A 24,208-nucleotide genomic window follows, 5' to 3' on the forward strand; every position below is an offset into this window, starting at 1 on the left:
GGGGAGCCATCGGCTCCATGATCGTCCCGCATGCCCGTACCGCCACGTCCGATCACCGCACTTCACCCGAGAGGGGCACCCGTTGATGGCCTCGGCCTCCTACCCGTTCAGCGCTGTCGTCGGCATGGACGACATGCGGCTGAGCCTGCTGCTCAACGCCGTCTCGCCCGCCATCGGCGGTGTCCTCGTCCGCGGTGAGAAGGGGACGGCGAAGTCCACCATCGTGCGCGGCCTCACCTCGCTGCTGCCGCACATGGACGTCGTCGCGGGCTGCCGCTTCTCGTGCGCGCCCGAGGCGCCCGACCCGCAGTGCCCCGACGGGCCCCACGAGCCCGGGGACGGGGTGTCGCGGCCGACCGCCCTGGTCGAACTGCCCGTCGGCGCCTCCGAGGACCGGCTCGTCGGCTCGCTCGACATCGAGAAGGCGCTCGCGGAGGGCGTGAAGGCCTTCGAGCCGGGGCTCCTCGCCGGCGCCCACCGGGGCATCCTGTACGTCGACGAGGTCAATCTGCTGAGCGACCACCTGATCGACCACCTCCTCGACGCCGCCGCCATGGGCTTCTCGAACGTCGAGCGCGAGGGCGTCTCCGTGCGGCACGCCGCCCGGTTCCTGCTCGTCGGGACCATGAACCCCGAGGAGGGCGAGCTGCGGCCGCAGCTCCTCGACCGGTTCGGGCTGACCGTGGAGGTCGCCGCCTCCCGCGAGCCCGAGCAGCGGGTGGAGGTCGTGCGGCGGCGGCTCGCCTTCGAGGACGACCCGGCCGCGTTCGCCGCGCGCTGGACCGGCGAGGAGACCGAGCTGCGCGGGCGGATCGTCGCCGCCCGCGCCCTGCTGCCGCGGGTGACGCTCGGGGACGCGGTCCTGCTCCAGATCGCCGCGACCTGCGCCGCGTTCGAGGTGGACGGCATGCGCGCCGACATCGTCATGGCCCGCACGGCCACCGCGCTCGCCGCCTGGGCCGGGCGGACCGAGGTGACCTCCGAGGACGTGCGGCAGGCCGCGCTCCTGGCCCTCCCCCACCGCCGCCGGCGCTCGCCCTTCGACGCGCCCGGACTCGACGAGGACAAGCTCGACGAGACCCTGGAGCGGTTCAAGGGCGAGGAGCCGGGGTCCGGCCCGGACGAGGACCCCGACCCGGACCCGGAGCCGGACGGCCCGGGCGACGGCGGTCCGGACGGCGGTCCCGGTGGGGACGGGCCGGACGGCGGCGGGGTTCCGCCGCAGGGCGACGGGCCCGCGCCCGAGGACGTACCGGCGCCGGAGGAGGCTCCCGTACCCGAGCGGGCGCCCGCTCCCCAGGGGGCCGGCGCCGGTTCCGGCGAGCGGGCCGCCGTCAAGGCCGCCGAGCCCTTCCGTACGAAGGTGCTCAGCGTGCCGGGGCTCGGCGAGGGCGCGGCCGGACGCCGCTCCCGGGCCCGCACCGAGCACGGCCGTACGACCGGCTCCACCCGGCCCCGGGGCGCGCTGACCAAGCTGCACCTGGCGGCGACCGTGCAGGCCGCCGCCCCGCACCAGAGGGCGCGGGGGCGGACGGGCCCGGGGCTCGTGGTCCGGCGCGACGACCTGCGGCAGGCGACCCGGGAGGGCCGCGAGGGCAACCTCGTGCTCTTCGCGGTCGACGCCTCGGGCTCGATGGCGGCCCGGCAGCGGATGAGCGCGGTCAAGGGCGCGGTGCTCTCGCTGCTCCTCGACGCCTACCAGCGGCGCGACAAGGTCGGTCTGGTCACCTTCCGGGGCCGGGACGCCGAGGTGGCGCTGCCGCCGACCTCGTCCGTGGACGCGGCCGCCGCCCGGCTCGAACAGCTTCCGACGGGCGGGCGCACGCCCCTGTCGGCCGGGCTGCTCAAGGCCCACGACGTGCTGCGGGTCGAGCGGCTGCGGGATCCCTCGCGCCGTCCGCTGCTCGTCGTGGTGACCGACGGGCGGGCGACCGGCGGCCGTGCGGCCGGCGATCCGGTGGCGCTCGCCGCCCGTGCGGCGCGGCTGCACGCCGCCGAGGGCACGGCGTCGGTCGTCGTGGACTGTGAGACCGGCCCGGTGCGGCTGGGGCTCGCGGGGCAGCTCGCCCGTGAACTCGGCGGCACCGCCGTGACCCTGGACGAGCTGCGCGCCGACTCGATCGCCGGCCTCGTCAGGGACGTACAGGCAGAACGGTCCGGAGGGACCGGACACTCATCCAGGAGGGCCGCTTGATGCCGCAGGGACAGCCGACCGTCGTTCCCGACGACGGTCTGACCACCCGTCAGCGCCGCAACCGCGCGCTGGTGATGGTGCACACGGGCGTCGGCAAGGGGAAGTCGACCGCCGCCTTCGGCATGGCGCTGCGCGCCTGGAACCAGGGCTGGCCGATCGGGGTGTTCCAGTTCGTGAAGTCCGCCAAGTGGAGGGTCGGCGAGGAGAACGCCCTCAAGGCGCTCGGCGAGACCGGCAAGGGCGGCACGGTCACCTGGAACAAGATGGGCGAGGGCTGGTCCTGGATCCAGCGCGAGGTCGCCGAGGGCGAGCAGTCGCACGAGGACAAGGCCCGCGAGGGCTGGGAGCAGGTCAAGCGGGACCTCGCGGAGGAGAGGTACAAGTTCTACGTCCTCGACGAGTTCGCCTACCTCCTGCACTGGGGCTGGATCGACGTCGACGAGGTCGTGGAGGTGCTGCGCGACCGGCCCGGGCAGCAGCACGTCGTCATCACCGGCCGCAACGCGCCGCGGGAGCTGGTGGACTTCGCGGACCTCGTCACCGACATGTCCAAGGTCAAGCACCCGATGGACGCCGGTCAGAAGGGCCAGCGGGGCATCGAGTGGTAGCACGTCTCGTCATCGCCGCGCCCTCCTCGGGCGCGGGCAAGACCACGGTCGCGACCGGTCTGATGGCCGCGTTCGCGGGCCGTGGCCTGGCCGTGTCCCCGCACAAGGTCGGCCCGGACTACATCGACCCCGGCTACCACGCGCTCGCGACGGGCCGCCCGGGGCGCAACCTCGACGCGTACATGTGCGGCACGGGGCTCGTGGCGCCGCTCTTCCTGCACGGGTCGCGCGGCTGCGACCTGGCCGTGGTCGAGGGGGTCATGGGCCTGTACGACGGGGCCGCCGACCAGGGCGAGCTGGCGTCCACCGCGCAGGTGGCGAAGCTGCTCAAGGCCCCGGTGGTCCTGGTCGTGGACGCGTCGTCGCAGTCGCGTTCGGTGGCGGCGCTCGTGCACGGGTTCGCGTCCTGGGACCCGGAGGTGCGGATCGGGGGCGTGATCCTCAACAAGGTCGCGACCGACCGGCACGAGCACCTGCTGCGGGAGGCGCTCGGGGAGTCCGGGGTGCCGGTCCTCGGCGTCCTGCGGCGGGCGCCCGCCGTGGCGACGCCCTCGCGGCACCTGGGGCTCGTGCCGGTGGCCGAGCGGCAGGCCGCCGCCGTGGCGGCGGTCGCGGCGCAGGCCGAACAGGTCCTGGCCGGGTGCGACCTGGAGGCGCTGCTCGCGCTCGCGCGGTCGGCACCGGAGCTGCACGCGGAGGCGTGGTCGCCGGAGGTCGCGGGACGGCCCGACGCAGGGCGTTCGGTCGCCGGGCGGGTGGGCGCCGGTGCGCGGCCCCGGATCGCGGTGGCCGGCGGGGCGGCGTTCACGTTCTCGTACGCCGAGCACACCGAGCTGCTGACCGCCGCCGGTGCCGAGGTCGTCACCTTCGACCCGCTGCGGGACGAGGCCCTGCCCGAGGGGACCTCCGGGCTCGTGATCGGGGGCGGGTTCCCCGAGATGTACGGGGCCGAGCTGTCCGCCAACGAGCCGCTGCGGAAGGCCGTGGCCGGCCTCGCCGCCGCGGGGGCGCCGGTCGCCGCCGAGTGCGCCGGACTGCTCTACCTGGCGCGGTCGCTCGACGGCACGCCCATGTGCGGGGTGCTCGACGCCGACGCGCGCATGTCGGAGCGGCTGACACTGGGGTACCGGGACGCGGTCGCCGTCAGCGACAGCGTCCTCGCGCCGACCGGGGCGCGGATGCGGGGCCACGAGTTCCACCGCACCGTGATCGAGCCGGGCGCCGGGGAGCGGGCCGCGTGGGGGCTGCGACAGCCCGAGCGGCGTGTGGAGGGCTTCGTACGGGGAGGGGTGCACGCCAGTTACGTGCACACGCACTGGGCGGGCGCGCCCGAGGTGGCGGCGCGGTTCGTGGACGCCGCCCTCGGCCGGATCCCCGACGGTCCGGTCGCGTGAGGTCAGCCGCCGGAGGCCCCCACCACGAGCCAGATGAAGCCGACGCCCGCCGCCGTGCACAGCACGGTGGAGCGGGCGGGGTGGTCGTGGTGGGCCTCGGGGAGGATCTCGGCGGCGGCGAGGTAGAGCAGGGCGCCGCCGAAGAAGCCGAGATAGCCGCCGAGAAGTTCCTCCGGAAGGGTGAACAGCAGGGTGGAGGCGGCGCCGAGTACCGGGGCGACGGCGTCCGCGACGAGCATCGCGAGGGCCTTGCGGCGCGCGTTCCCGTAGAGGCTCGTGATCGTGTACGTGTTGAAGCCGTCGGCGAAGTCGTGGGTGACGACGGCGAGGGCGACGGTGGCGCCCATGCCGCCGCCGACGTGGAAGGCGGCGCCGAGCGCGACGCCGTCCATGAGGCTGTGGCCGACCATCGCGGCGGCGGCCGTGAGGCCGACCTGGGGGACCCTCTCGCCGGCCGCGACGCCGTGCGCGGCCCGGCGCACGGCGAGCAGGCGCTCGACGACGTGGGCGAAGAGGAAGCCGCCGACGAAGAGCAGCAGGGCCTCCGGGACGCCGAAGACCTCGTGCCCGGCGGCCTCCAGGGCCTCGGGCAGGAGGTCGAGTCCGACGACGCCGAGCATGAGCCCGCCGGCGAGTCCGAGGACGAGGTGACGCCGGTCGGTGACGTGCCCGGCGACCCATCCTCCGAAGAGCGTCATGAGGAACGCGCCGAGCGCGACGACCACAGCCATGGGGTCTTGCTATCGGATCGGGAGGCGTCCGCGCACCTCGGTGCGGGCGTGCGGCCGGGCGTGCCGGTGGACGAGGTGCTGGCCCTGGTGGACGAGGTCCTGCGGGAGGCGGGGCTGTCCCGTACGGCCGTCCGGTCCCTCGCGACGCTCGACGTGCGGGCGGCGGAGGCGGGGATCGCCGGTGCCGCGGCGGCGCTCGGCGTGCCCGTGCGGGGTTTCGCGGCCGGGGAGTTGGCGATCGTGTCCGTACCGAACCCGTCGGCACGGCCGCTGACCGCGACGGGCACGGCCTCGGTGGCGGAGGCGGCGGCCTTGCTGGCGGCGGGCGGGGGGACGGGGGTGGGGGTGGGGGTGAGTGCGGGTTCGGAGGCGGGCACGGGCCCGGAGGCAGAGGCGGATCCGGGCGGGCCAGTGGCGTCCGTGGCGCGGGCGCGGGCCGTGCTGCTCGTGCCGAAGCGGAAAACCCGGCGCGTAACGTGCGCTCTCGCCGCTTCCGTCCCGGTTCGGTCGCACGAAGACGCCCCGGGCGCACGGTTGTTGCCCTTGCCTCACGGGTACATCGCTGGCGAGCCCGGCTCACCCCCCACCATCCCCACCCCCCACACGACGGCGGCCATGGACATGCACACGCATACCGACGCCCACGACCTTCGCCACCACGGTGACGCCGAGGTCAGGGACGAGAAGCTCATCGACCTGGCGGTCAACGTCCGGACGGACACCCCTCCGGACTGGCTGCGCAGACGCATCGCCGACTCCCTGACCGGCCTCGCCGCCTACCCCGACGGCCGGGTCGCGCGGGCCGCGGTCGCCGAGCGGCACGACCTGCCCCCGAGCCGGGTGCTGCTCACGGCCGGCGCGGCGGAGGCCTTCGTGCTGCTCGCGCGGGCACTGCCGGCGCGGCGGCCGGTGGTGGTGCACCCGCAGTTCACCGAGCCGGAGGCGGCGTTGCGCGACGCCGGGCACGCGGTGGGCCGGGTGCTGCTGCGCGAGGAGGACGGCTTCCGGCTGGATCCGGCGGCGGTCCCGGAGGACGCGGACCTGGTGGTGATCGGGAACCCCACGAATCCGACCTCCGTGCTGCACCCCGCCGCCTCGATCGCCGCGCTCGCCCGGCCGGGGCGGACCCTGGTGGTGGACGAGGCCTTCATGGACGCGGTGCCGGGCGAGCGGGAGTCGCTGGCCGGGCGGACGGACGTGCCGGGGCTCGTGGTGCTGCGGAGCCTCACCAAGACCTGGGGCCTGGCGGGGCTGCGGATCGGGTACGTGCTCGCCGCCCCCGGGACGATCGCGGACCTGGAGCGGGCGCAGCCGCTGTGGCCGGTGTCGACGCCCGCCCTGGTGGCGGCGGAGGCCTGCATGTCGCGGGCGGCGCTCGCGGAGGCCGAGCACGCGGCGTACCGGATCGGGACGGAGCGGGCCCATCTCCTCGCCGGGCTCGCGGAGTTCGACGAGGTGCGGACGGTGGCGGGGGCCGAGGGCCCCTTCGTCCTCGTCCGGATCGACGGGGCGGACGCGGTGCGGGAGCGGCTGCGGTCGCTGGGCTTCGCGGCCCGCCGGGGCGACACGTTCCCGGGACTCGACGGGAACTGGCTGCGGCTCGCGGTCCGGGACCGGGCGACGACGAACCGCTTCCTCCAGGCCCTGGACCAGGCGCTGTTGATGGGCGGCTGAGACGGGAGCCGGCTCCCGGGAACGGGCCGGGGCCCGGGGAGGGCGGTGTCGTCACCACCGCCTTCCCCGGGCCCCGACGCCTCCTCCCCTCCCCGGGCCCCGACGCTTCTCCTCCCCGGCCCCCGGCGCTTTCCCTCGGGCCGTCAGCCGCGCGAGCGGGCGCGCGAACGGGTCAGCGCGAGCGCGCCGCCGCCCGCCACGACGAGGGCGAGCGCCCCGGCCGCGAGGTACGGGGTGGCGGAGCTGCCGCCGGTCTCGGCGAGGTTCCGGGTGGGGGTGCCGCCGCCGTTGTCGGTGGTGAGGCCGCCGTCGTCGCTCGGTCCGACGGAGGGCCGGGGCTGCTCGGAGGGCTTCTCCGTCGGCTTCTCGGCGGGCTTACCGGTCGGCTTCTCGGTCGGCTTCTTCGTCGGCTCCTCCGTGGGCTTCCCGGTCGGCTCCGTGCCCTCGGGCGTCTCGCAGGTCGCCTCGGCGAGGGTCACGGTGCCGTCGACCTCGGCGACGCCCAGCTTCAGCGGGTCGACCTCCACCTTGAGTTCGAGGGCGGTCGCCGCGGCGGTGCGGGAGGTCGTGGAGGTGCGGGAGAGGTCCAGGGTGACCTCGCCGACGCCCGGCACGGTGACCCGGGTCCGGCCGCCCGCGGAGAGGGTGGTCCTCTTCCCGAGGACGGTCACGTGGCCGAGGACATGGGACTCTGCGACCGGCTGCTTCCCCACCTCGCACAGCGCCTTGGAGGTGACCTTCTCGACCTCGACGAGGGAGAGCAGCGGCAGGCCGGGGACGTGCACGCGCGCCTTGACGAGGTTCACGTGCCCCTCGGCCTTCTCCTCGTCCACGGTGGCCTCGGAGGTGGCGACGTCGGCCTTGAGGACGTCGACCGGCTCGCCGTTCTCGGCCCCCCGCACCTTCACGGAGAGCGCGGTCTCGCTCTCGCTCTCCGGCGCCTCGACCTCGTTGAGGGAGGCCCGGACCGGCACGTTCACCGTCTTGCCGAGGAGGGAGACGTCCAGGCCGGTGCGCAGGACGACGGCGGTGGCGCGCCCTTCGCCGCCCGTGGCGTGCGCCGCGGGGGCCGCGAGGAGCACCGGACCGACGGCCAGGGCGGCGACGGTGACGGCGGCCGCGGAACGGCGTACGGGCATGCGGAAGGTGTTGCTGTTCAAGGTGGTGGAACCCCCACAGGAGACACGGCGTCGCCCGGCCGCTCACCACGGGGACGGTGGCTCGGCGCGGTCCCGGCGACTCGGGACACCGGAATCTTTACGCACGGAGAGTGAACCGGCAGTCACCTGGAGCCAGTTCACCCCAAAGGGGGGTTTCCGCGTTCATTTTCGATTCTTTTCGCTACAACCGTTCCCGCCCGTCCCACGTGTTTCGTACGAAGGGGCGGACGCAGGCGCGAACGGGAACGGCGAGCGGGGGAGAGCAGGGGTGAGAACGACCGGTTCCGCGCCGGGGTAACGGTTCGTCAACCCGGCACGTTCAGCTGTCGCGCCAGTACCCGAGGGCGTGGACGCGCTCCTTGGGCAGCGCGAGCTCCTTGCGCGCGTACCCGCCGAGGGTGCGGGTGGTGGTGGTGTCGCAGGCGATCCAGACGTACGAGGCGGCGTCGGCGAGCGCGGGCAGTTCGGCCTTCACGCGGGCGACCAGTTCGGCGCCGCCCTTCTCGCGCGGCACCCGGCGCAGGTCGTGCCGCGCGGGGTCGACGCGGAACGGCAGCTCGTCGTCGGAGGCGTGCTGGGTCTCGAACCAGACGGTGGCCGGGAGGGCGGGGAAGGCGTCGAGCAGGGAGTTGATCGCGGGCAGGGAGGCCGCGTCGCCGACCACCAGGAGCCTCCCGGGCAGCGGGTCGGGGGCCTCGAAGCCGGTGCCCTGGAGGGTGGCCTCCACGGTGTCGCCGGCGGCGCAGTCCCGGGCCCAGCGGCTCGCGACCCCGTCGTGCAGGGCGAACTCCAGGCTGAAGGTGCCGGCCTCCGCGTCCGGGTCGACGAGGGTGTAGGCGCGCTGGTGCGGCTTGCCGTCGCCGTCGAACCAGACGCGGACCCACATCGTCGGGTGGACCCCGGCGGCGGCAAGGAGGCCGCCGTCCGTGAAGTGCACCCGCCGGTAGTCCTCGGTGACCTGCTCGGCCCCCGTCACGGTGAACGTGAAGTCCTTGCCGCGCATCAGCTTGAGGACGGCGCCCTGCCAGCCATGACCCACCGTGATCCCCACCCCTGTGATTAGTATAGATTAATTTAGGTCAGCCTAACCTAAGAATCTATGGGACAGCAGGGACGGGAGCGGTTTCTCCGTGAGCATCGAGGTCTACCGGGACGCCTGGGGCGTTCCGCATCTGCGGGCCGGGGACCCGGACGAACTCGCCTTCGCCCAGGGGCGGGTCACCGCCCGTGACCGCGCCTGGCAGCTGGAGGTGGAGCGGCACCGGGCGCAGGGCACCACGGCCGCGTTCCTCGGCGCCGGCGAGCTCGGCTGGGACGTCTTCGCCCGGCGGGTCAAGCTCGCGGACACCGCCCGTCGCTGTCTCGCGCGGCTGGAGCGTACGGACGCGCCGACGGCCGCGTGGGTACGCGCGTACGTGGACGGGGTCAACGACGGTCTGGCGGAGGGGGCGCGGCGCGCGCCCGAGTTCGCGGAGACCGGTCTCGCGCCCGGCCGCTGGGAGCCGTGGACCCCGCTCGCCGTCTGGCTCTCGACCCACATCCTCTTCGCGGGGTTCCCCACCAAGCTGTGGCGGGAGGAGGTCGCGCGGCGGCTCGGCGAGGAGTGGACGGAGCTGTTCGCGACAGACGGGCCGGGCACCGCGGGCTCCAACGGCTGGGTGGTCGCGGGCGAGCGGACCGCGAGCGGGGCGGCCCTGGTGGCCGGCGACCCGCACCGGTTCATCGAGGCGCCGGGCGTCTACCAGCAGGTCCGGCTCGCCTGCCCCGCGTACGACGTGGTGGGCCTCGCCGTGCCGGGCGTCCCCGGCCTCGCGCACTTCGGCCACACCGGGCCGGTGGCCTGGGCGATCACCAACGCGATGGCGGACTACCAGGACGTGTACCGGGAGCGGCTGCGGCGGCTGCCCGGCGGGGGCGTGGAGGCGCTCGGCCCCGAGGGCTGGCGCCCGGCGACGACCCACACGGAGACGATCGAGGTCGCGGACGGGGAGCCGGTCGTGATCGAGGTGATCGAGACGGACCGGGGACCGGTGATCGTCGGCGTGGAGGAGGAGCCGGGGGCCGGGGGGCCGGCCGACGGTGCCCCGGTGGACGGCACTCCGGTGGACGGCCCGGACGGCGGGGCCCCGGGGGCCGGAATCCCCGTCGGTGGCGTCCCGGAGGCCGAAGCCCCGGTGGACGGCGCCCCGCAGGCCGGAGTCCCGGTCGACGCCGCCCCCGCGGACGCCCGGACGGCGGGCGACAGCCCGGCGGCGGGGGCGCCGGTGGGCAGTCCGGTGGACGGAGTCCTGGCGGACGGCCCGGTCGGCGGAGGCCTGGCGGGCGGCCCGGTCGGCGGAGGCCTGGTGGGCCCGGCCGACGGCGCCCCGGAGCACGGCCGCCCCGGCGAGGAGCGCGGCTGGGAGGCCCTCTCCCTGCGTCACCCGCCCCGGGTCACCGGGCGGCTCGGTTTCGAGGTGCTGCCCGCGCTGCTGCGCGCCCGGACCGCCGGGGACGTGGACGCGGCCCTCGACGGCTGGGTCGAGCCGGTGAACGTCGTCCAGGCCGCCGACACCCGGGGCGGGCTGCTGCACCGGGTCGCCGGCCACGTCCCCGTACGCGACCGGGCCAACTCCCTGCGTACCGTGCCCGCCTGGGATCCCGCGCACGCCTGGGCGGACGCGCCCGCCCCGCTGCCCCGCGCCGAGGTCCGGGGCCACGCCGTGATGGCCAACGCCCGGGGCCTGGCCGCGCCGCTGGGCGTCGAGTTCGCCCCGCCGCACCGGGCGGACCGGATCGACGCGCTGCTCGGCGCCTCGGCCGACTGGACCCCGGAGACCGTCACCGCCGTCCACACGGACACCGACAACCCCTCGGCGGCCCGCCTCCTCACGGCGGTCGGGCGCGCCGGCGGGGGCCTCTCCCCCGCCGCCTCGGCCGTGCGGGAGCGGTTGCTCGCCTGGGACCGGCGCATGGACGCGGAGAGCACCGACGCCGGGCTGTACGCGGCCGTCCGGGGCGCGGTCGTCCGCCGTCTCGCCGCGCACGAGGCCTTCGCGCCGCTGCGCGAGCCCGCCCCGTACCCCGAGGTGTTCCGGCCCTGGCTGGCCCTCGGGCCGCGCGTGGCCTTCGCCCTGGAGACCCTGCTCACCGCCGGGCCCGTGCCCGCCGGGGACGTCGACCGGATCGTGCGCGAGGCGCTGGAGGAGGTCGCGGCCGGGGAGCCGCCCGCCGCCTGGGGCGCCACCCACCGGCTCGCGCCCTGGCAGGCGCTGCCCGACCCCGACGACGCGCGGTGGCCGGGGCTCGCCGGGGACCACGACTGCGTGCTCTCCACGTCCAGCGTGCCCGGCTGGACCGACCGCAGCGCGCGCGCCGCCGCCGCCCGCTACGTCTGGGACCTGGCCGACCGCGAGCGCAGCGGGTGGGTCGTCCCCTTCGGGGCGTCCGGCGTGCCCGGCGACCCCCACCACCGGGACCAACTCCCGCTGTGGCTGAGGGGCGAGCTCGCCCCCGTCACCACCGACTGGCAGCACCTCACCAAGGAGCAGGGATGACCACCGCCGTTCACGTCCGGACCGTCGAGGGCTTCGGCACCGTCACCGTCAGACCCGTCGACCCGGACCGGGACGCCCCGCTCCTGCACTCCTGGGTCGACGCGGAGCGGTCCCGCTTCTGGGGCATGGTCGGGACCACCGTCGAGCAGGTCCGGGAGATCTACGCGCACCTGGACTCGCTCACCACCCACCACGGCTTCCTGGTCAGCAGGGACGGCGAGCCCGTCGCCCTGCTCCAGACGTACGACCCCGAGGCCGACCGGGTGAGCGAGTGCTACGAGGTGCTGCCCGGGGACATCGGCGCGCACTTCCTCATCGCGCCGAACGCGTCCCCGGAGCCGGGCTTCACCGGCAGGCTCGTCACGGTGCTGATCGCGTTCATGCTGAAGGACCGCACCCGGATCGTGGTCGAGCCCGACGCCGCCAACGAGAAGGCCGTCGCCCGCATGGCGCGGCTCGGTTTCGAGCTGGGCCCGGAGGTCGTGCTGCCCGAGGTGGACCTGCCGGAGGTGTACCTCCCGGAGAAGCGGGCCCGGCTGGCGTTCCTGAGCCGCTGACCGGCGGGCTCCTGGTCTCCGCGCGGCCCGCCGATCCGCCGACCCGCCGATCCGCCGATCCGCCGACCCTTCAGCCCTTCAGCCCTTCAGCCCTTCAGCCCTTCAGCCCTTCAGCCCACGATCCGCCCGTCGAGGACGATCCGCCGCGGCGCGGCCAGGACGCGGACGTCCGCGCGCGGGTCCTCGCCGTAGACGACGAGGTCGGCTGGGGCGCCCTCCTCCAGGGCGGGGCGCCCCAGCCACGCCCTGGCCCCCCAGGCGGTGGCCGAGAGGGCGTCGACCGGCGGGATGCCGGCGCGGGTCAGTTCCTCGACCTCCTCCGCGACCAGGCCGTGGGCGAGGGAGCCGCCCGCGTCGGTGCCGACGAAGACCGGGACCCCCGCGTCGAAGGCGGCGCGGACCGTGTCGTACCGCCGCTCGTGCAGCCGTCGCATGTGGGCCGACCAGCGGGGGAACTTCTCCTGGCCGCCGTCCGCGAGGTGCGGGAAGGCCGCGATGTTGACCAGGGTCGGGACGATGGCGACGCCCCGCTCGGCGAAGAGCGGAATGGTGTCCTCGGTGAGCCCGGTGGCGTGCTCGATGCAGTCAATCCCGGCCTCGGCGAGGTCGCGGAGGGAGTCCTCCGCGAAGCAGTGGGCGGTGACCCGGGCGCCGAGCCGGTGCGCCTCCGCGATGGCCGCCTCCACCTCGGGGCGCGGCCAGCAGGCGGTGAGGTCGCCGGCCTCGCGGTCGATCCAGTCGCCGACGAGCTTGACCCAGCCGTCGCCCCGGCGGGCCTCCCGGCCGACGTACGCGACGAGGTCGGCGGGCTCGATCTCGTGGGCGTAGTTGCGGATGTAGCGGCGGGTGCGGGCGATGTGCCGGCCCGCGCGGATGATCTTCGGCAGGTCCTCGCGGTCGTCGATCCAGCGGGTGTCGGAGGGCGAGCCGGCGTCCCGGACGAGCAGGGTCCCGGCGTCGCGGTCGGTGAGGGCCTGCTTCTCGGCGGTGTCCGCGTCGACGGGCCCGTGCCGGTCGAGGCCGACGTGGCAGTGGGCGTCGACGAGTCCGGGCAGGACCCAGCCCGTCACCGCCAGGGCCTCCCCCGGGGGCCGTTCGAAGGTGATCCGCCCGTCCACGCACCAGAGTTCGTCCCGTACGTCCTCCGGGCCGACGAGCACCCGCCCCTTCACGTGCAGCACCTCGTGATCGCTCATGGCTGCACTGTACGAGGGCCCGCGGGGGCGGTGGGCGTACGCTGGCCACGGCCGTACCACCGACCCGAGAAGGCACCACCGTGACGCATCCGCTCCTGGACCTGGCCCCGCTGACCGCCGCGCACTTCGCCTCGATCGAACGGCGGGTGGCCGCGCTGCTCTCCACGGAGCAGGACGTGGTGATCACCCAGGGCGAGGCGCTGCTGCCGCTCGAAGGGTGCATCCGGAGCGGGGCGCGGGCCGGTTCGACCGCGCTGAACGTGGTCACCGGGCCGTACGGGCAGACCTTCGGGAACTGGCTGCGGGACTGCGGCGCGACCGTGGTCGACCTGGAGGTGCCCTTCCACACGGCGGTGACGGCGGAGCAGGTGGAGCGGGCGCTCGCCGAGCACCCGGAGATCGACTTCGTGTCCCTGGTGCACGCCGAGGCGGCGACCGGGAACACCAACCCGGTCGCGGAGATCGGCGAGGTCGTACGGGCCCACGGGGCGCTGTTCTACCTGGACGCGGTGGCGTCGATCGGCGCGGAGCCGGTGCTGCCGGACGCGTGGGGCGTGGACATGTGCATCATCGGCGCGCAGAAGGCGATGGGCGGCCCCGCGGGCGTGTCCGCGGTGTCGGTGAGCGCGCGGGCCTGGGAGCGGTTCGCCGCGAACCCGGCCGCGCCGCGCCGCTCGTACCTCTCGCTCCTGGACTGGAAGGAGCGCTGGATCGACGGCGGCCGCAGGACGCTGCTGCACGCCCCGGCGCAGCTGGAGATGCTGGCCCTGGAGGCCTGTGTGGAGCGGATCGAGGCGGAGGGCCTGGACGCGCTCATGGCGCGGCACGCCTCGGCGGCGGCCGCGACCCGCGCGGGCGCGCTCGCGCTCGGCGGCGGTCTGGAGCCGTACGTGTACGAGGCGGGAGAAGCGGCCCCGGTGGCGACGACGCTGCGCACCCCGGCGGACGTGGACGCGGCCGGACTGGTGGCGAAGGCGCTCGCGGCCGATCCGTCGCTGCCGCTGATCGCGGGCGGCGGGGCGCTGTCCGGGGAGATGATCCGGGTCAACCACTACGGGGTGGACGCGACCCCGGGCGCCGTGCAGTCCTCGCTCGCGGCCCTCGGCGCGGCGCTCGGCGAGACGGGCCGCGCGGTGGACCTGGAGGGCGCGCGCCGGGCGGTGACGGAGGCCTGGAAGTAGTCCGTACGGCCCGTCGTACGACGGGAGGGGGCGGGGTTCCGGTGCCGGGACCCCGTCCCCTCCGCGTACGCCCGGACGGTTACAGCGCCGGGTAGTCCGTGTAGCCGCGGTGGTCGCCGCCGAAGAAGGTGGCGGGGTCCGGGGTGTTGTAGGGGCCACCGGCCTTCAGGCGGGCGGGCAGGTCGGGGTTGGCGATGAAGAGCGCGCCGTAGGCGACGAGGTCGGCGGTGCCGTCCTCGATCAGGGCGAGGGCGTCGGGGCCGGTCGGGCCCTCGGTGGCCGGGTTGAGGACGAAGGTGCCGGAGAACGCCTTGCGCAGGGCGAGGGTCAGCTCGCGGACCTCGGGCCCGGCCTCGGTGACGTGCAGGTACGCGATGCCGATCGGGTCGACGGCGGCGACGAGGGCCGGGTAGATCGCGTCGGTGTCGGTCTCGGCGATGTCGTTGTAGGTGTTGGCCGGGGAGATGCGCAGGCCGGTGCGCTCGGGGCCGATCTCGGCGGCGACGGCCCTGACGACCTCGACGGCGAAGCGGATGCGGTTCTCGACCGGGCCGCCCCACTCGTCGGTGCGGTGGTTGGAGCCGGTGGCGAGGAACTGCTGGATCAGGTAGCCGTTGGCGCCGTGGACCTCGACGCCGTCGAAGCCGGCCTCGACGGCGTTGCGGGCGGCGGTGGCGAAGCCGGCGATCGTCTCCGTTATCTCGTCGGCGGTGAGCTCGCGCGGGGCGACGAAGTCGATGAGGCCGGTGCCGGCGAAGAGCTGCCCGGCCGGGGCGACGGCGGAGGGGCCGACGGGGTGGAGGCCGCCGCCGAGGACCTCGGGGTGGCTGATCCGGCCGGCGTGCATCAGCTGGGCGAAGATCCGGCCGCCCTTCGCGTGGACGGCGTCGGTGACCTCGCGCCAGGCGGCGATCTGCTCGGCGGTGTGCAGGCCGGGGGTGTTGGGGTAGCCCTGGCCGATGGCGGTGGGCTGGACGCCTTCGGTGATGATCAGGCCGGTGGAGGCGCGCTGGGCGTAGTACTCCGCGACGAGCGCGGTGGGGGTGCGGCTCTCGCCCTCGGCCCGGCTGCGGGTCATGGGGGCCATGGCGATGCGGTTGGCGAGCCGGGTGCCGGCGAGGTCGATCGGGTCGAAGGCGGTGGTCATGGCGGTCCCTTCCCACAAAGTGTGTGGTCGACCAAACATCGGGTTTATGTGGTCGGCCAAACATCTGGTCCGGACGCCACTGTAACGCATTCCTTGGCCGACCAAGGTAATCTTCGGGTGACGACGTCCCGAGGAGCTCCCGTGTCCGGAACCGACCCCGTCTGTACCGAGCCGCCGCTCGCCGCCACGCGCTGCGGGCCCGTCGGCCACGCCCTGGCGCGGGTCGCGCGGATGCACCGGATCGCCATGGGACGGCGGCTGCGGGAGCTCGGGCTCTACCCGGGCCAGGAGCTGATGATGATGCGCCTGTGGGACTGCGGGCCGGTCCGGCAGTCGGAGCTGATCCAGTCCCTGGGCCTGGACCCGTCGACGGTGACGAAGATGCTCCAGCGGCTCGAACAGTCCGGGCACGTGCGGCGCGGCCCGGACCCGGCGGACCGGCGCGCGGTCCTGGTCGAGGCGACGGAGCGGGGCCAGGCGCTGCGGGCCGGCGTCGAGGACGCCTGGCGGGACCTGGAGGCCCGCTCGCTCGACGGGCTCTCCACGGTGGACGGGGCGGAGCTGTCCCGGCTGCTCGGCCTCGTCGCGGAGAACCTGCGCGGGGAGACGGAGGAGGCGGGCGACTGCCCGCAGGGTCCGCCGGTGCGCTGAGGGCGGACGGGCCCGGGCGGGTCCGGCTGTCGGGTTCCGGTCTCAGCCGCCCAGGACGTCCAGGGCGCGGTCCACGTCCGCCGTCGTGTTGTACAGGTGGAAGGAGGCCCGCAGATTGCCCCCGCGGGCCGAGAGCAGGACGCCGGCCCTCTCCAGGGCGTCCGCGCGGTCCCCGAGGCCGGGGACCGCGACGACCGTCGAGTCGTCCTCGACCGGCGCGTGCCCGAGGGAGCGGAGGCCGGCGCGGAAGCGGGCAGCGAGCCCCTTGTCGTGGGCCTCGATCCGCTCGATGCCGACCTCTTCGAGGAGGGCGAGCGAGCGGGCCGCCCCGTGGTACGAGAGGAAGGCCATCGGCTCGTCGAACCGGCGCGCGGAACGGGCGAGTTCGCGGACCGGACCGTAGCTGTTGGCCCACCGGTCCTCGCCGGTGACCCAGTTGGCGTGGATGGCGAGGAGCGAGTCCTGCGCCTCCTCGGTGACGGTGAGGAAGGAGGCTCCGCGCGGACAGAGCAGGTACTTGTAGCCGCCGGCGACCGTGTAGTCCCACTCCCCCGCGCGCAGCGGCAGCCAGCCGGCCGACTGGGTGGCGTCCAGGAGGGTGCGGGCGCCGTGGGCGGTCGCGGCCTCCCGTACCGCCGCGAGGTCGGCCGTCCGGCCGTCCGCCGACTGCACGGCGGAGAAGGCGACGAGCGCGGTCTCCGGCCGGACGGACGCGGCGAGCCGCTCCAGGGGCGCGAAGCGGACCTCGAGGTCGCCGCGGATCGTGAAGGGGGTGATGACGGAGGAGAAGTCGCCCTCGGGGAAGAGGACCTCGGACCCGGCGGGCAGCGACTGGGCGATCATCCCGCAGTGCACGGCGACGGAGCTGCCGACGGCGACGCGCTCGGGGGCGACCCCGACGAGCCGGGCGTACGTAGCCCGGGCCTCGTCGACGATCTCGAAGCTCCCGGACCCGCCGGGGCGCCCGTCGGCGGTCTCCTGCGCGAGGAGCGTGACGGCCTCGACGGTCCGGCGGGGCATCAGCCCGCAGGCGGAGGTGTTGAGGTAGGTCTTCTTGGGCGCGAACTCGGCGCCGCCGAGCGGCTGGTCGGGGGAATCCATGTCCCCACCCTGGATTCCCGGCGATCACCCGTCAATCGCGCCCCCACCTGGGGGGTCTTCCAAGCACGGCTTATCACCGCAGGTCAGCGGGGGTACGGAGCCCCGGCCCGGGTCGGCGGGCGCCGAAATCCGAGCCGGGGGCCGGAACGCCGGCTCAGGCCCCGGGAACCTCGCAGCCGTCCGGACCGCAGACCTCGGCGTCGGCGCCGGTGTCCGCGCCGGTGCCGAGCGGCTGGAGGGCGCGGCCCTGCCAGGCCTGTTCGAGGGCCTGGGTGAAGACCTCGGCGGGCTGGCCGCCGGAGACGCCGTAACGGCGGTCGAGGACGAAGAACGGCACTCCGTTGGCGCCGAGTTCGGCGGCCTCGCGCTCGTCCTGCCGTACGTCGTCGGCGTAGGCGCTCCCGTCGGCGAGGACGGCCCGGACCTCGGTCTCGTCGAGGCCGACCTCCACGCCGAGCGCCGTCAGGGTCCCGGCGTCGAAGACGGAACGCTCCTCGGCGAAGTTGGCCCGGTAGGCCAGATCGAGCAGCTCGCTCTGCCGGCCGCGCGCCTTGGCGAGGTGGAGCAGCCGGTGGATGTCGAAGGTGTTGCCGTGGTCACGGCCCTCGGTGCGGTAGCCGAGCCCCTCGGACTGCGCGTCGGAGGCGACGTGCGCCTCCATGGCCCGGGCCTCGTCGAGGGTGCGGCCGTACTTCTCCGCCAGCATCTCCAGGACGGGGGCCGTGTCGCCCTTGGCACGGCCGGGGTCGAGCTCGAAGGACCGGTGCACCACCTCGACGTCGTCCCGGTGCGCGAAGGCCGCGAGCCCCTTCTCGAAGCGGGCCTTTCCTATGTAGCACCAGGGGCAGGCGATGTCGCTCCAGATCTCGACGCGCATGGGTTTCTCTCCGGGGGATGACGGGGGTGAAGACGGGGTGTTCCGTGCGGGGAACGCTCCCACCTGCCCGTTTCATTCCCTGTACCGGGACGATGTGAGGCGGGTCATCACCGCAGCCGTCCTCGCCCTGGAGCGTCAACGCCGAAAAGGCTCAGAAAGAGATGGCCGCGCTATCGTCACACGGCGATCAGTTCGGGTCGGACGACTTCACGAGCACGCTCGTACAGCGCTTGGGCCGCATGGTTTCTGATGTGGGGGCGGATCAGCTTGAACATATCCGTCATGCGCTTATCGATACGCCCCGAGTCGACCAGGGGATAGTCGTCCAGTGCGAGCCCCCACGTCTGACGGGCGGCTTCCTGCAGGTACATGAGCGCAGATCGCCGGTCCCCGGTCTGCGCGGCTGCATGAGCCTGCTGTCCGGCGAGGAAAGCACGCATGCGGGGTCCAGCCTGCGGCGAGGACGCCGCCGCGGCGTCGGCGAGCCGCTTGGCCAGGGGGCCTTGACCGAGGTCCACGGCTTGGACGCTCGTTCCGCGAAGTGTGGTGCAGTACGTCAGGTGGTCCTCCGACGCTCCCGCAAGCTCCAGCGCTTTGAGGTAGTAGCGCTGCGCGAGACCGTGCAGCCCCTCGTCAACAGCCATGTAGCCGGTGAGGCAGCAGAGGTCGGAGGCCGCGGACATCATCGCTTTGCGCACGCCCTCGGGGCCGTCCGCCCTCAGGAACGGAGCGACCGTGTTCACGAGGAAGGTCGCGGCAAGGGGGCGGGCGGCGCGTCCGCCGAATTGGTCGTCCATGGACGAGAGCTGTTCCGTCATGGCAGATACCGTGTGCACGTCCGACATGCCGATGCGCGTCCGTGTGCCTCGCTGGGCCGTCTCCATGCGTCCCACCACGTCAGGCCACTCCGGGACCGTCAGCGCGACGGAGAACAGGGCGACGCTCAGCACGCTCCGGCGGGACGGACCCATGTCTTGCCTCCCCAGGTCCAACAGCCCCTCCACCGTACCGGGGTGATCAGGCTGCCGACCTGCGGAAGCGGTGGATTCTGGGAGAGTGCGACCACGAGTGGGTCGGGTGGTCCGGCAAGACCCGTTGCCGCAAGTGCGGCACCACGCAGGGCTGACCGGATCCGTCACACGGGGGCCGGGGCGACCCGGCCCCTCCGGGCACGAGTGGGGACCATGGAAGATCGCGTGGACTGGGAACAGCTTCCGGCAGAACTGCGGAACGAAGTAGAGGGGCGTACCGGAAAGTAGAGGGGCGTACCGGAAAGGTGCGCACTGCGGAGCGGGTGAGCACCGGACTCGACAGCCCGGCGGCATTCGTCATCACAACGGCCCGTAACGGGCGTCTGTTCTTCAAGGGTGTCCGCCTTGACGATCCGGACAGCGCGGAAGCGATGCGTACGGAAGAGGGCATCAACGCGACGGTTGCCGGAGTGAGCCCCGCCATCCGTCACAGCTTCAAAGCGGCGGGATGGCACTGCCTGCGTTCGTCCACATCGACGGGAGGCACATCGATCTCTCGCCGGGGACGAAGGACCTGGGCGCGCCGGCCTTCGTCCTGAACCGAATGCAGCACTTCACGGGTGACGACAAGAACCTCAGGAACGCCAACCTGGCGATCCCCCGACTTGTCGACCGCTTCACCGGGTTCCTGAACGACGGTGACGCCGATCTCCTCAGCGGGTCGTCCCTCCTGCACACGGACACCAACCCGCACAACATCATGACCGGCACCCCTGGAGGAGACGCGTACGTGGTCGACTGGGCCATGCCCGCTCTCGGCCCGGCCCGGGTGGACATGGCGAACACGGCCGTACGGCTCATGGAAGAAGGCCAGTCGACCGACGACGCCGTCGCGTGGCTGAACGCCTTCCCCGCGTGGCAGGCCGCCGACCCGAAGGCCGCCGAGGCGTACGTGGGCGCGACATGCCGGCAGTGGACGGCGCGGATCGGTGAGAAGGGCGCCAAGCCCGGCAACGACCGGTTCCGCCAGTCGCTCCCCGCATCGCGGGTTGTTCAGGATCCCGGCAGGGGCGGGGAACACCCCCGATAGCCTGTCGGCATGTCGGAGATCACCCAGAAGCCCCCTGTCCGTTGCGTGAAGTGCAGCGGAACGGGAGTCATCCTTTCCAGGCCGGCGGATACGACCACGGGGCTGCCTCGCTGGCGGTACCGGTGTCTCGACTGCGCGATCGCCTGGTGGGTTGACGAGCATGGACATTGGCAGGAGTACCCGCCCGAAAGGTAGGAGAGATGTTCCTTTCCGTACGAAAGCTCGTCCAGCGGCTCGCAGAGCTGTGCAACTGCCCGTACTGCGGCAGCGCGTCGTACTACCACAACGGAAAGAACGACGTCTGCATGGATTGTCAGGGCACGTGGTGACCGAGGAGCGGGGACTTACCCCGGACGAGACCTTTGCGGCGCTCTACAGGCTCGCCCTGGACGTCGCGGAGGAACGCGGAGCGCAGATCACGGAGGGTGCCCGCGGGTCGGGTGCGTACGCCTTCATGGCGGAAGCCCGGAGGCTGTACCCCGGTTTGAAGATCGCGTGGGATGGAGGGGCGGCCCCTTCCTGACCCTCTGAACGGCCCCTTCCGTGCGTCTCCCCCATGGCGTGCGGGCGAGGCTTTCTGCGCCTCAACCACTCTGACCACAAGGTCGGTTGGCGCAACGCCTCCACATGGTTGTCGCAACCGGCGGGGAGAGGGAGAATCGCCGTTCGTCCGGAGCACGGCCCTCGGGCTCGGACAGGGGAGGCGTGCGGTGGGATTGGGGACAGTGGTGGTCACCGGGGCGGCGGGAACCATCGGCTCGGTCGTGCGCAGGGCACTGCGCGGCGAAGTGGACCGCTTGGTCCTGCTCGACCGCGTTCCGCTCCGGGCCGAGGCCGCGAACGAGGAGGTCCGCACCGTGGACCTCCGGGACGCGGCCGCCGTCGAGACCGCGCTCGCGGGCGCGGACGCCGTACTCCACCTGGGCGGCCTGCCGGACGAGGCACCGCTCGAACACCTCTTGGAAGCCAACGTGCTGGGCACCCATCACGTCCTGGAGGCCGCCCGTCGCGCGGCGGTCCCCCGGGTCGTCCTGGCCGGCAGCAACCGCGTGACCGGCTTCTACCCCGTGACCCACCGCACCGGCCCCCGGGAGCCGGTGCGCCCGGACGGCCTGTACGGGGTGAGCAAGGCGGCCGTCGAAGCCCTGGGGCGTTTGTACGCCGACAAGTTCGGGGTTTCCGTGATCTGCCTGCGCATCGGCAGCTTCGAGGAGGCGCCCGCGGAACCGCGCCACCTGGCGACCTGGCTCAGCCCCCGCGACGCCGTCGGCTTCTGCCGGGCCGCGCTCGCCGCCCCGCTCTCCACGCGCTTCGCCACGGTGTACGCCGTCTCGGCCAACACCCGCCGCTTCTGGGAACTCCCCTCGGAATCCGAACTGGCCTACACGCCCCTCGACGACGCCGAGGCCCACGCGCCGCACCTCGCCGACGCCGATCCCGATTCCGGTGCCGGTCCCGAGGCCCCGCAGGGCGGCCCGTACGCCCTGCCCGAGTTCACGTTGAAGCACCTCCGGCCGTGAACGCCCGGGAGGCGCGGGCGGGGAGGGCGGTTACGGGTCCACCGGCCTCCCGGCACCCGGTTCTTCCGGGTCGCCCCCGAGCAGGCGGCTGAACGCGGCGCGGTGGACGTTCGGGGTGAGCCGGGTGCGGCGGCGGAGGTGGCCGCGCAGGGAGTCCGCCGTGCCGAGGCCTCGGGCGCGAGAAGGTGGGGACGGAGACTCCGGCGTACCGGGCGGGATTCCTGGGCCTCACGGCGCCGGCCTCGCTGCGGCTGCCGCGCCGCCGGGCCTGAAGGGGCGGCGCGCACGGGAGCGGACCCTCCCCTCGCCGCTCTCAAGGTATAGCGCACAGGGGGGCTTGCGGCAAGGCCCCCTCCGTACCGCAGAATCGCCGACCTGACCCGAAAAGACCCAGGTCAGATACCGCGAAATGGGAGACCCACCACGTGCCCACCTCTTCGTCCACTCCTCTTGGCCCCACCGCCGCGACCCGTGCGTTCGACCTTCCCGAGCGGCTCTCCGCCAAGGCCGACCCGGTGCTGATCGCCGCCGACGAGCGGCACTTCGCCGACGTCGCGGAGAGCCTGGGACGGTCCGTGGCCGACCTGTCCGGGCGGCTCGACGCCCTGCGGAGGGCGCCGGGCGGCATCGGGCGCGAGGCGATGGAGCGGGACGCCGAGATCCACCGCCTGACCGCGCGCCTGCGGACCCTGCGCCGCTTCGGCCTCGACCTGTGCCTCGGCCGGATGGTCGGCGCGGACGGCGCCGAGCCGGTGTACGTCGGGCGGCTCGGGCTCACCGACGACACCGGGCGCCGGCTGCTGATCGACTGGCGCTCCCCGGCGGCCGAGCCGTTCTTCGCGGCGACCCACGCCGACCCGATGGGGCTGGCCAGCCGGCGCCGGTACCGCTGGACCGGCGGCCGGATCACCGACTACTGGGACGAGGTGTTCACCGCCGAGGGGCTCGAAGGGCACGCGGCCCTCGACGACCAGTCGGCGTTCGTCGCGAGCCTGGGCGGCGAGCGCTCGCCCCGGATGCGCGACGTGCTCGCCACCATCCAGGCCGACCAGAACGCCGTCGTACGGGCGGACTCCAGGGGCGCGCTCGTCGTCGACGGCGGTCCGGGCACGGGCAAGACGGTCGTCGCCCTGCACCGCTCCGCGTACCTCCTCCACGCGGACCCGCGCCTCGGGCGGCGCGGGGGCGGCGTGCTGTTCGTCGGACCGCACCGGCCCTATCTGGACTACGTCTCCGACGTCCTGCCCGGCCTCGGCGAGGACGGGGTGCGGACCTGCACGCTGCGGGACCTCGTCGCCGAGGGGGCGGAGGCGGTGGCCGAGACCGACCCGGCGGCGGCCGCCCTGAAGGCGTCGGCGGACATGGTGGAGGCGATCGAAGCGGCCGTCCGGTTCTACGAGACGCCCCCGGACGGGGGGATGACCGTCACGACCCCGTGGGACGAGGTCCGGCTGACCGCCCGCGACTGGGCGCGGGCGTTCGAGGCGCCGGAGCAGGGCACCCCGCACAACGAGGCGCGCGAGCAGATCTGGGAGGAGCTGGCCGAGATCCTGCGGGAGAAGCACGCCGAGGAGGTCCCGGAGGACGAGTTCCGGGCGTCGCTGCGCCGGGACCGGGAGCTGACGGCCGCGCTCCACGGCGCGTGGCCGCTGATCGAGGCGGCCGACCTCGTCGGGGACCTGTGGGCGGTCCCCGCCTACCTGCGCCTGTGCGCGCCCCGGCTCGGCCCGGAGGAGGTGCGGCGGCTGAGGCGTACGGACGCGCACGCGTGGACGGTGTCCGACCTGCCGCTCCTGGACGCGGCCCGCCGGCGGCTCGGCGACCCGGAGGCGTCGCGGCGCGAGCGCCGACGCGAGGCCGCCGTCGCGGCCGAGCGCGCCCGCCGGGCCGAGGTCACCGCGAGCCTGCTGGAGAACATGGTGATCGACGAGAGCGAGGGCGCCATGGGGATGCTGCGCGGGCGGGACCTCCAGGAGAGCCTGATCGACGAGGGCGGGCTGCCCGCCGCCGAACCCGACCTGCTCGCCGGTCCGTTCGCGCACGTCGTCGTGGACGAGGCGCAGGAGCTGACCGACGCGGAGTGGCGGATGCTGCTCGCGCGCTGCCCGTCCCGGAGCTTCACGATCGTCGGGGACCGCGCCCAGGCCCGGCACGGCTTCACGGAGTCGTGGCGGGAGCGCCTGGAGCGGGTCGGGCTCGACCGGATCGAGGTGGCCTCCCTGAGCGTCAACTACCGGACGCCGGAGGAGATCATGGCGGAGGCGGAGCCGGTCATCAGGGCCGCGCTCCCGGACGCCAACGTGCCGACGTCCGTCCGCGGCACCGGGATCCCCGTCGCGTACGGGCCCGTCGGGGACCGGGACGCGGTCCTGGACGCCTGGCTCGCGGAGCACGCGGAGGGGACCGCCTGCGTCATCGGCGATCCCGCGTTCCGCGAGCGGCCCCGCGTCCGGTCCCTGACCCCGTCCCTCGCGAAGGGCCTGGAGTTCGACCTGGTCGTCCTCGTCGACCCGGAGGCGTTCGGCGGGGGCGTCGCGGGGGCGGTGGACCGGTACGTCGCGATGACGCGGGCGACGCGGCGGCTGGTGGTGCTCGGGAGCGCCTGACGCCGGACGGCCGC

General features: G+C 74.3%; 21 protein-coding genes. 13 read left to right on the forward strand and 8 right to left on the reverse strand.

What is annotated here, in order from left to right; genetic code table 11:
• Nucleotides 1-85: 85 nt before the first annotated feature.
• The 3 genes from ACFY7E_RS15870 to ACFY7E_RS15880 are packed head-to-tail and all read left to right on the forward strand — an operon-like array spanning nt 86 to nt 4,196.
• Nucleotides 86-2,194 (forward strand): putative cobaltochelatase, encoded by a 2,109-nt coding sequence (locus tag ACFY7E_RS15870; RefSeq protein WP_389485109.1) that lies wholly within the window; start codon nt 86-88, stop codon nt 2,192-2,194.
• Nucleotides 2,194-2,802: a cob(I)yrinic acid a,c-diamide adenosyltransferase gene (gene cobO / locus ACFY7E_RS15875; protein ID WP_389485111.1), complete on the forward strand. Its 609-nt coding sequence runs from the start codon at nt 2,194-2,196 to the stop codon at nt 2,800-2,802. Before ACFY7E_RS15870 ends, cobO begins: the two co-directional genes overlap by 1 nt.
• Nucleotides 2,796-4,196, forward strand: coding sequence for a cobyrinate a,c-diamide synthase (locus tag ACFY7E_RS15880; RefSeq protein WP_389485113.1), 1,401 nt, complete (start codon nt 2,796-2,798; stop codon nt 4,194-4,196). Before cobO ends, ACFY7E_RS15880 begins: the two co-directional genes overlap by 7 nt.
• A gap of 2 nt (nt 4,197-4,198) precedes the next feature.
• Here the strand turns inward: ACFY7E_RS15880 and ACFY7E_RS15885 are convergent, their stop codons facing one another.
• The gene (locus ACFY7E_RS15885) at nt 4,199-4,927 is read right to left on the reverse strand and encodes a ZIP family metal transporter (protein WP_389485115.1); all 729 of its coding nucleotides are present in this window, start codon (nt 4,925-4,927) and stop codon (nt 4,199-4,201) included.
• An 87-nt stretch (nt 4,928-5,014) separates the two neighbouring features.
• Between ACFY7E_RS15885 and cobC the strand changes: the two genes are divergently transcribed.
• Nucleotides 5,015-6,601, forward strand: a complete 1,587-nt coding sequence (cobC, locus tag ACFY7E_RS15890) for an Rv2231c family pyridoxal phosphate-dependent protein CobC (RefSeq protein ID WP_389485619.1) — start codon at nt 5,015-5,017, stop codon at nt 6,599-6,601.
• A 143-nt stretch (nt 6,602-6,744) separates the two neighbouring features.
• On the opposite strand, the gene ACFY7E_RS15895 is transcribed toward cobC, so the two are convergent.
• On the reverse strand, nt 6,745-7,761 hold the full coding sequence (locus tag ACFY7E_RS15895; RefSeq protein WP_389485117.1) for an SCO1860 family LAETG-anchored protein: 1,017 nt from the start codon (nt 7,759-7,761) through the stop codon (nt 6,745-6,747).
• A 319-nt stretch (nt 7,762-8,080) separates the two neighbouring features.
• The gene (locus tag ACFY7E_RS15900; protein WP_389485621.1) at nt 8,081-8,800 is read right to left on the reverse strand and encodes a siderophore-interacting protein; all 720 of its coding nucleotides are present in this window, start codon (nt 8,798-8,800) and stop codon (nt 8,081-8,083) included.
• A 91-nt stretch (nt 8,801-8,891) separates the two neighbouring features.
• On the opposite strand from ACFY7E_RS15900, the gene ACFY7E_RS15905 reads away from it, so the two are divergent.
• The gene (locus tag ACFY7E_RS15905) at nt 8,892-11,297 is read left to right on the forward strand and encodes a penicillin acylase family protein (RefSeq protein WP_389485120.1); all 2,406 of its coding nucleotides are present in this window, start codon (nt 8,892-8,894) and stop codon (nt 11,295-11,297) included.
• Complete coding sequence (locus tag ACFY7E_RS15910) at nt 11,294-11,854, forward strand: GNAT family N-acetyltransferase (protein WP_389485122.1); 561 nt, start codon at nt 11,294-11,296, stop codon at nt 11,852-11,854. The genes ACFY7E_RS15905 and ACFY7E_RS15910 overlap by 4 nt, the downstream gene beginning before the upstream one ends.
• 110 nt (nt 11,855-11,964) lie before the next feature.
• On the opposite strand, the gene ACFY7E_RS15915 is transcribed toward ACFY7E_RS15910, so the two are convergent.
• Entirely contained in the window at nt 11,965-13,050 is a 1,086-nt protein-coding gene (locus ACFY7E_RS15915; protein ID WP_389485124.1) for an amidohydrolase family protein, read from the reverse strand.
• Between the two features lie 80 nt (nt 13,051-13,130).
• Here ACFY7E_RS15915 and ACFY7E_RS15920 point away from each other — a divergent pair, with 80 nt between their 5' ends.
• Nucleotides 13,131-14,231 (forward strand): pyridoxal-phosphate-dependent aminotransferase family protein, encoded by a 1,101-nt coding sequence (locus tag ACFY7E_RS15920; RefSeq protein ID WP_389485126.1) that lies wholly within the window; start codon nt 13,131-13,133, stop codon nt 14,229-14,231.
• A gap of 79 nt (nt 14,232-14,310) precedes the next feature.
• Here the strand turns inward: ACFY7E_RS15920 and ACFY7E_RS15925 are convergent, their stop codons facing one another.
• Complete coding sequence (locus ACFY7E_RS15925) at nt 14,311-15,378, reverse strand: alkene reductase (protein WP_389485129.1); 1,068 nt, start codon at nt 15,376-15,378, stop codon at nt 14,311-14,313.
• A gap of 141 nt (nt 15,379-15,519) precedes the next feature.
• Between ACFY7E_RS15925 and ACFY7E_RS15930 the strand changes: the two genes are divergently transcribed.
• Nucleotides 15,520-16,029 carry a MarR family winged helix-turn-helix transcriptional regulator gene (locus ACFY7E_RS15930; RefSeq protein WP_389485131.1) on the forward strand — a complete coding sequence of 170 codons (510 nt, stop codon included), beginning with the start codon at nt 15,520-15,522 and terminating at the stop codon, nt 16,027-16,029.
• 42 nt (nt 16,030-16,071) lie between these two features.
• Here the strand turns inward: ACFY7E_RS15930 and ACFY7E_RS15935 are convergent, their stop codons facing one another.
• The 3 genes from ACFY7E_RS15935 to ACFY7E_RS15945 all read right to left on the reverse strand — a co-directional run bounded on the left by ACFY7E_RS15935 (nt 16,072) and on the right by ACFY7E_RS15945 (nt 19,011).
• Nucleotides 16,072-17,130, reverse strand: a complete 1,059-nt coding sequence (locus ACFY7E_RS15935) for an aminotransferase class V-fold PLP-dependent enzyme (protein WP_389485132.1) — start codon at nt 17,128-17,130, stop codon at nt 16,072-16,074.
• Between the two features lie 154 nt (nt 17,131-17,284).
• A complete protein-coding gene (locus tag ACFY7E_RS15940; protein WP_389485134.1) occupies nt 17,285-18,007 on the reverse strand; it encodes a DsbA family oxidoreductase in 723 nt (240 codons plus the stop codon).
• A 176-nt stretch (nt 18,008-18,183) separates the two neighbouring features.
• The gene (locus tag ACFY7E_RS15945; protein WP_389485136.1) at nt 18,184-19,011 is read right to left on the reverse strand and encodes a hypothetical protein; all 828 of its coding nucleotides are present in this window, start codon (nt 19,009-19,011) and stop codon (nt 18,184-18,186) included.
• Between the two features lie 475 nt (nt 19,012-19,486).
• Here ACFY7E_RS15945 and ACFY7E_RS15950 point away from each other — a divergent pair, with 475 nt between their 5' ends.
• The 5 genes from ACFY7E_RS15950 to helR all read left to right on the forward strand — a co-directional run bounded on the left by ACFY7E_RS15950 (nt 19,487) and on the right by helR (nt 24,194).
• Nucleotides 19,487-20,068, forward strand: a complete 582-nt coding sequence (locus ACFY7E_RS15950) for a phosphotransferase (protein WP_389485138.1) — start codon at nt 19,487-19,489, stop codon at nt 20,066-20,068.
• A 200-nt stretch (nt 20,069-20,268) separates the two neighbouring features.
• Nucleotides 20,269-20,397, forward strand: a complete 129-nt coding sequence (locus ACFY7E_RS15955; RefSeq protein ID WP_389485140.1) for a hypothetical protein — start codon at nt 20,269-20,271, stop codon at nt 20,395-20,397.
• Nucleotides 20,391-20,591 (forward strand): hypothetical protein, encoded by a 201-nt coding sequence (locus ACFY7E_RS15960; protein WP_389485142.1) that lies wholly within the window; start codon nt 20,391-20,393, stop codon nt 20,589-20,591. Before ACFY7E_RS15955 ends, ACFY7E_RS15960 begins: the two co-directional genes overlap by 7 nt.
• Before the next feature lie 187 nt (nt 20,592-20,778).
• Complete coding sequence (locus tag ACFY7E_RS15965; protein ID WP_389485144.1) at nt 20,779-21,588, forward strand: NAD-dependent epimerase/dehydratase family protein; 810 nt, start codon at nt 20,779-20,781, stop codon at nt 21,586-21,588.
• Between the two features lie 425 nt (nt 21,589-22,013).
• The gene (gene helR, locus ACFY7E_RS15970; RefSeq protein ID WP_389485146.1) at nt 22,014-24,194 is read left to right on the forward strand and encodes an RNA polymerase recycling motor ATPase HelR; all 2,181 of its coding nucleotides are present in this window, start codon (nt 22,014-22,016) and stop codon (nt 24,192-24,194) included.
• The last annotated feature ends 14 nt before the right edge of the window (nt 24,195-24,208 follow it).

Source organism: Streptomyces sp. NPDC012825, assembly GCF_042900925.1.
Taxonomy (GTDB): domain Bacteria; phylum Actinomycetota; class Actinomycetes; order Streptomycetales; family Streptomycetaceae; genus Streptomyces.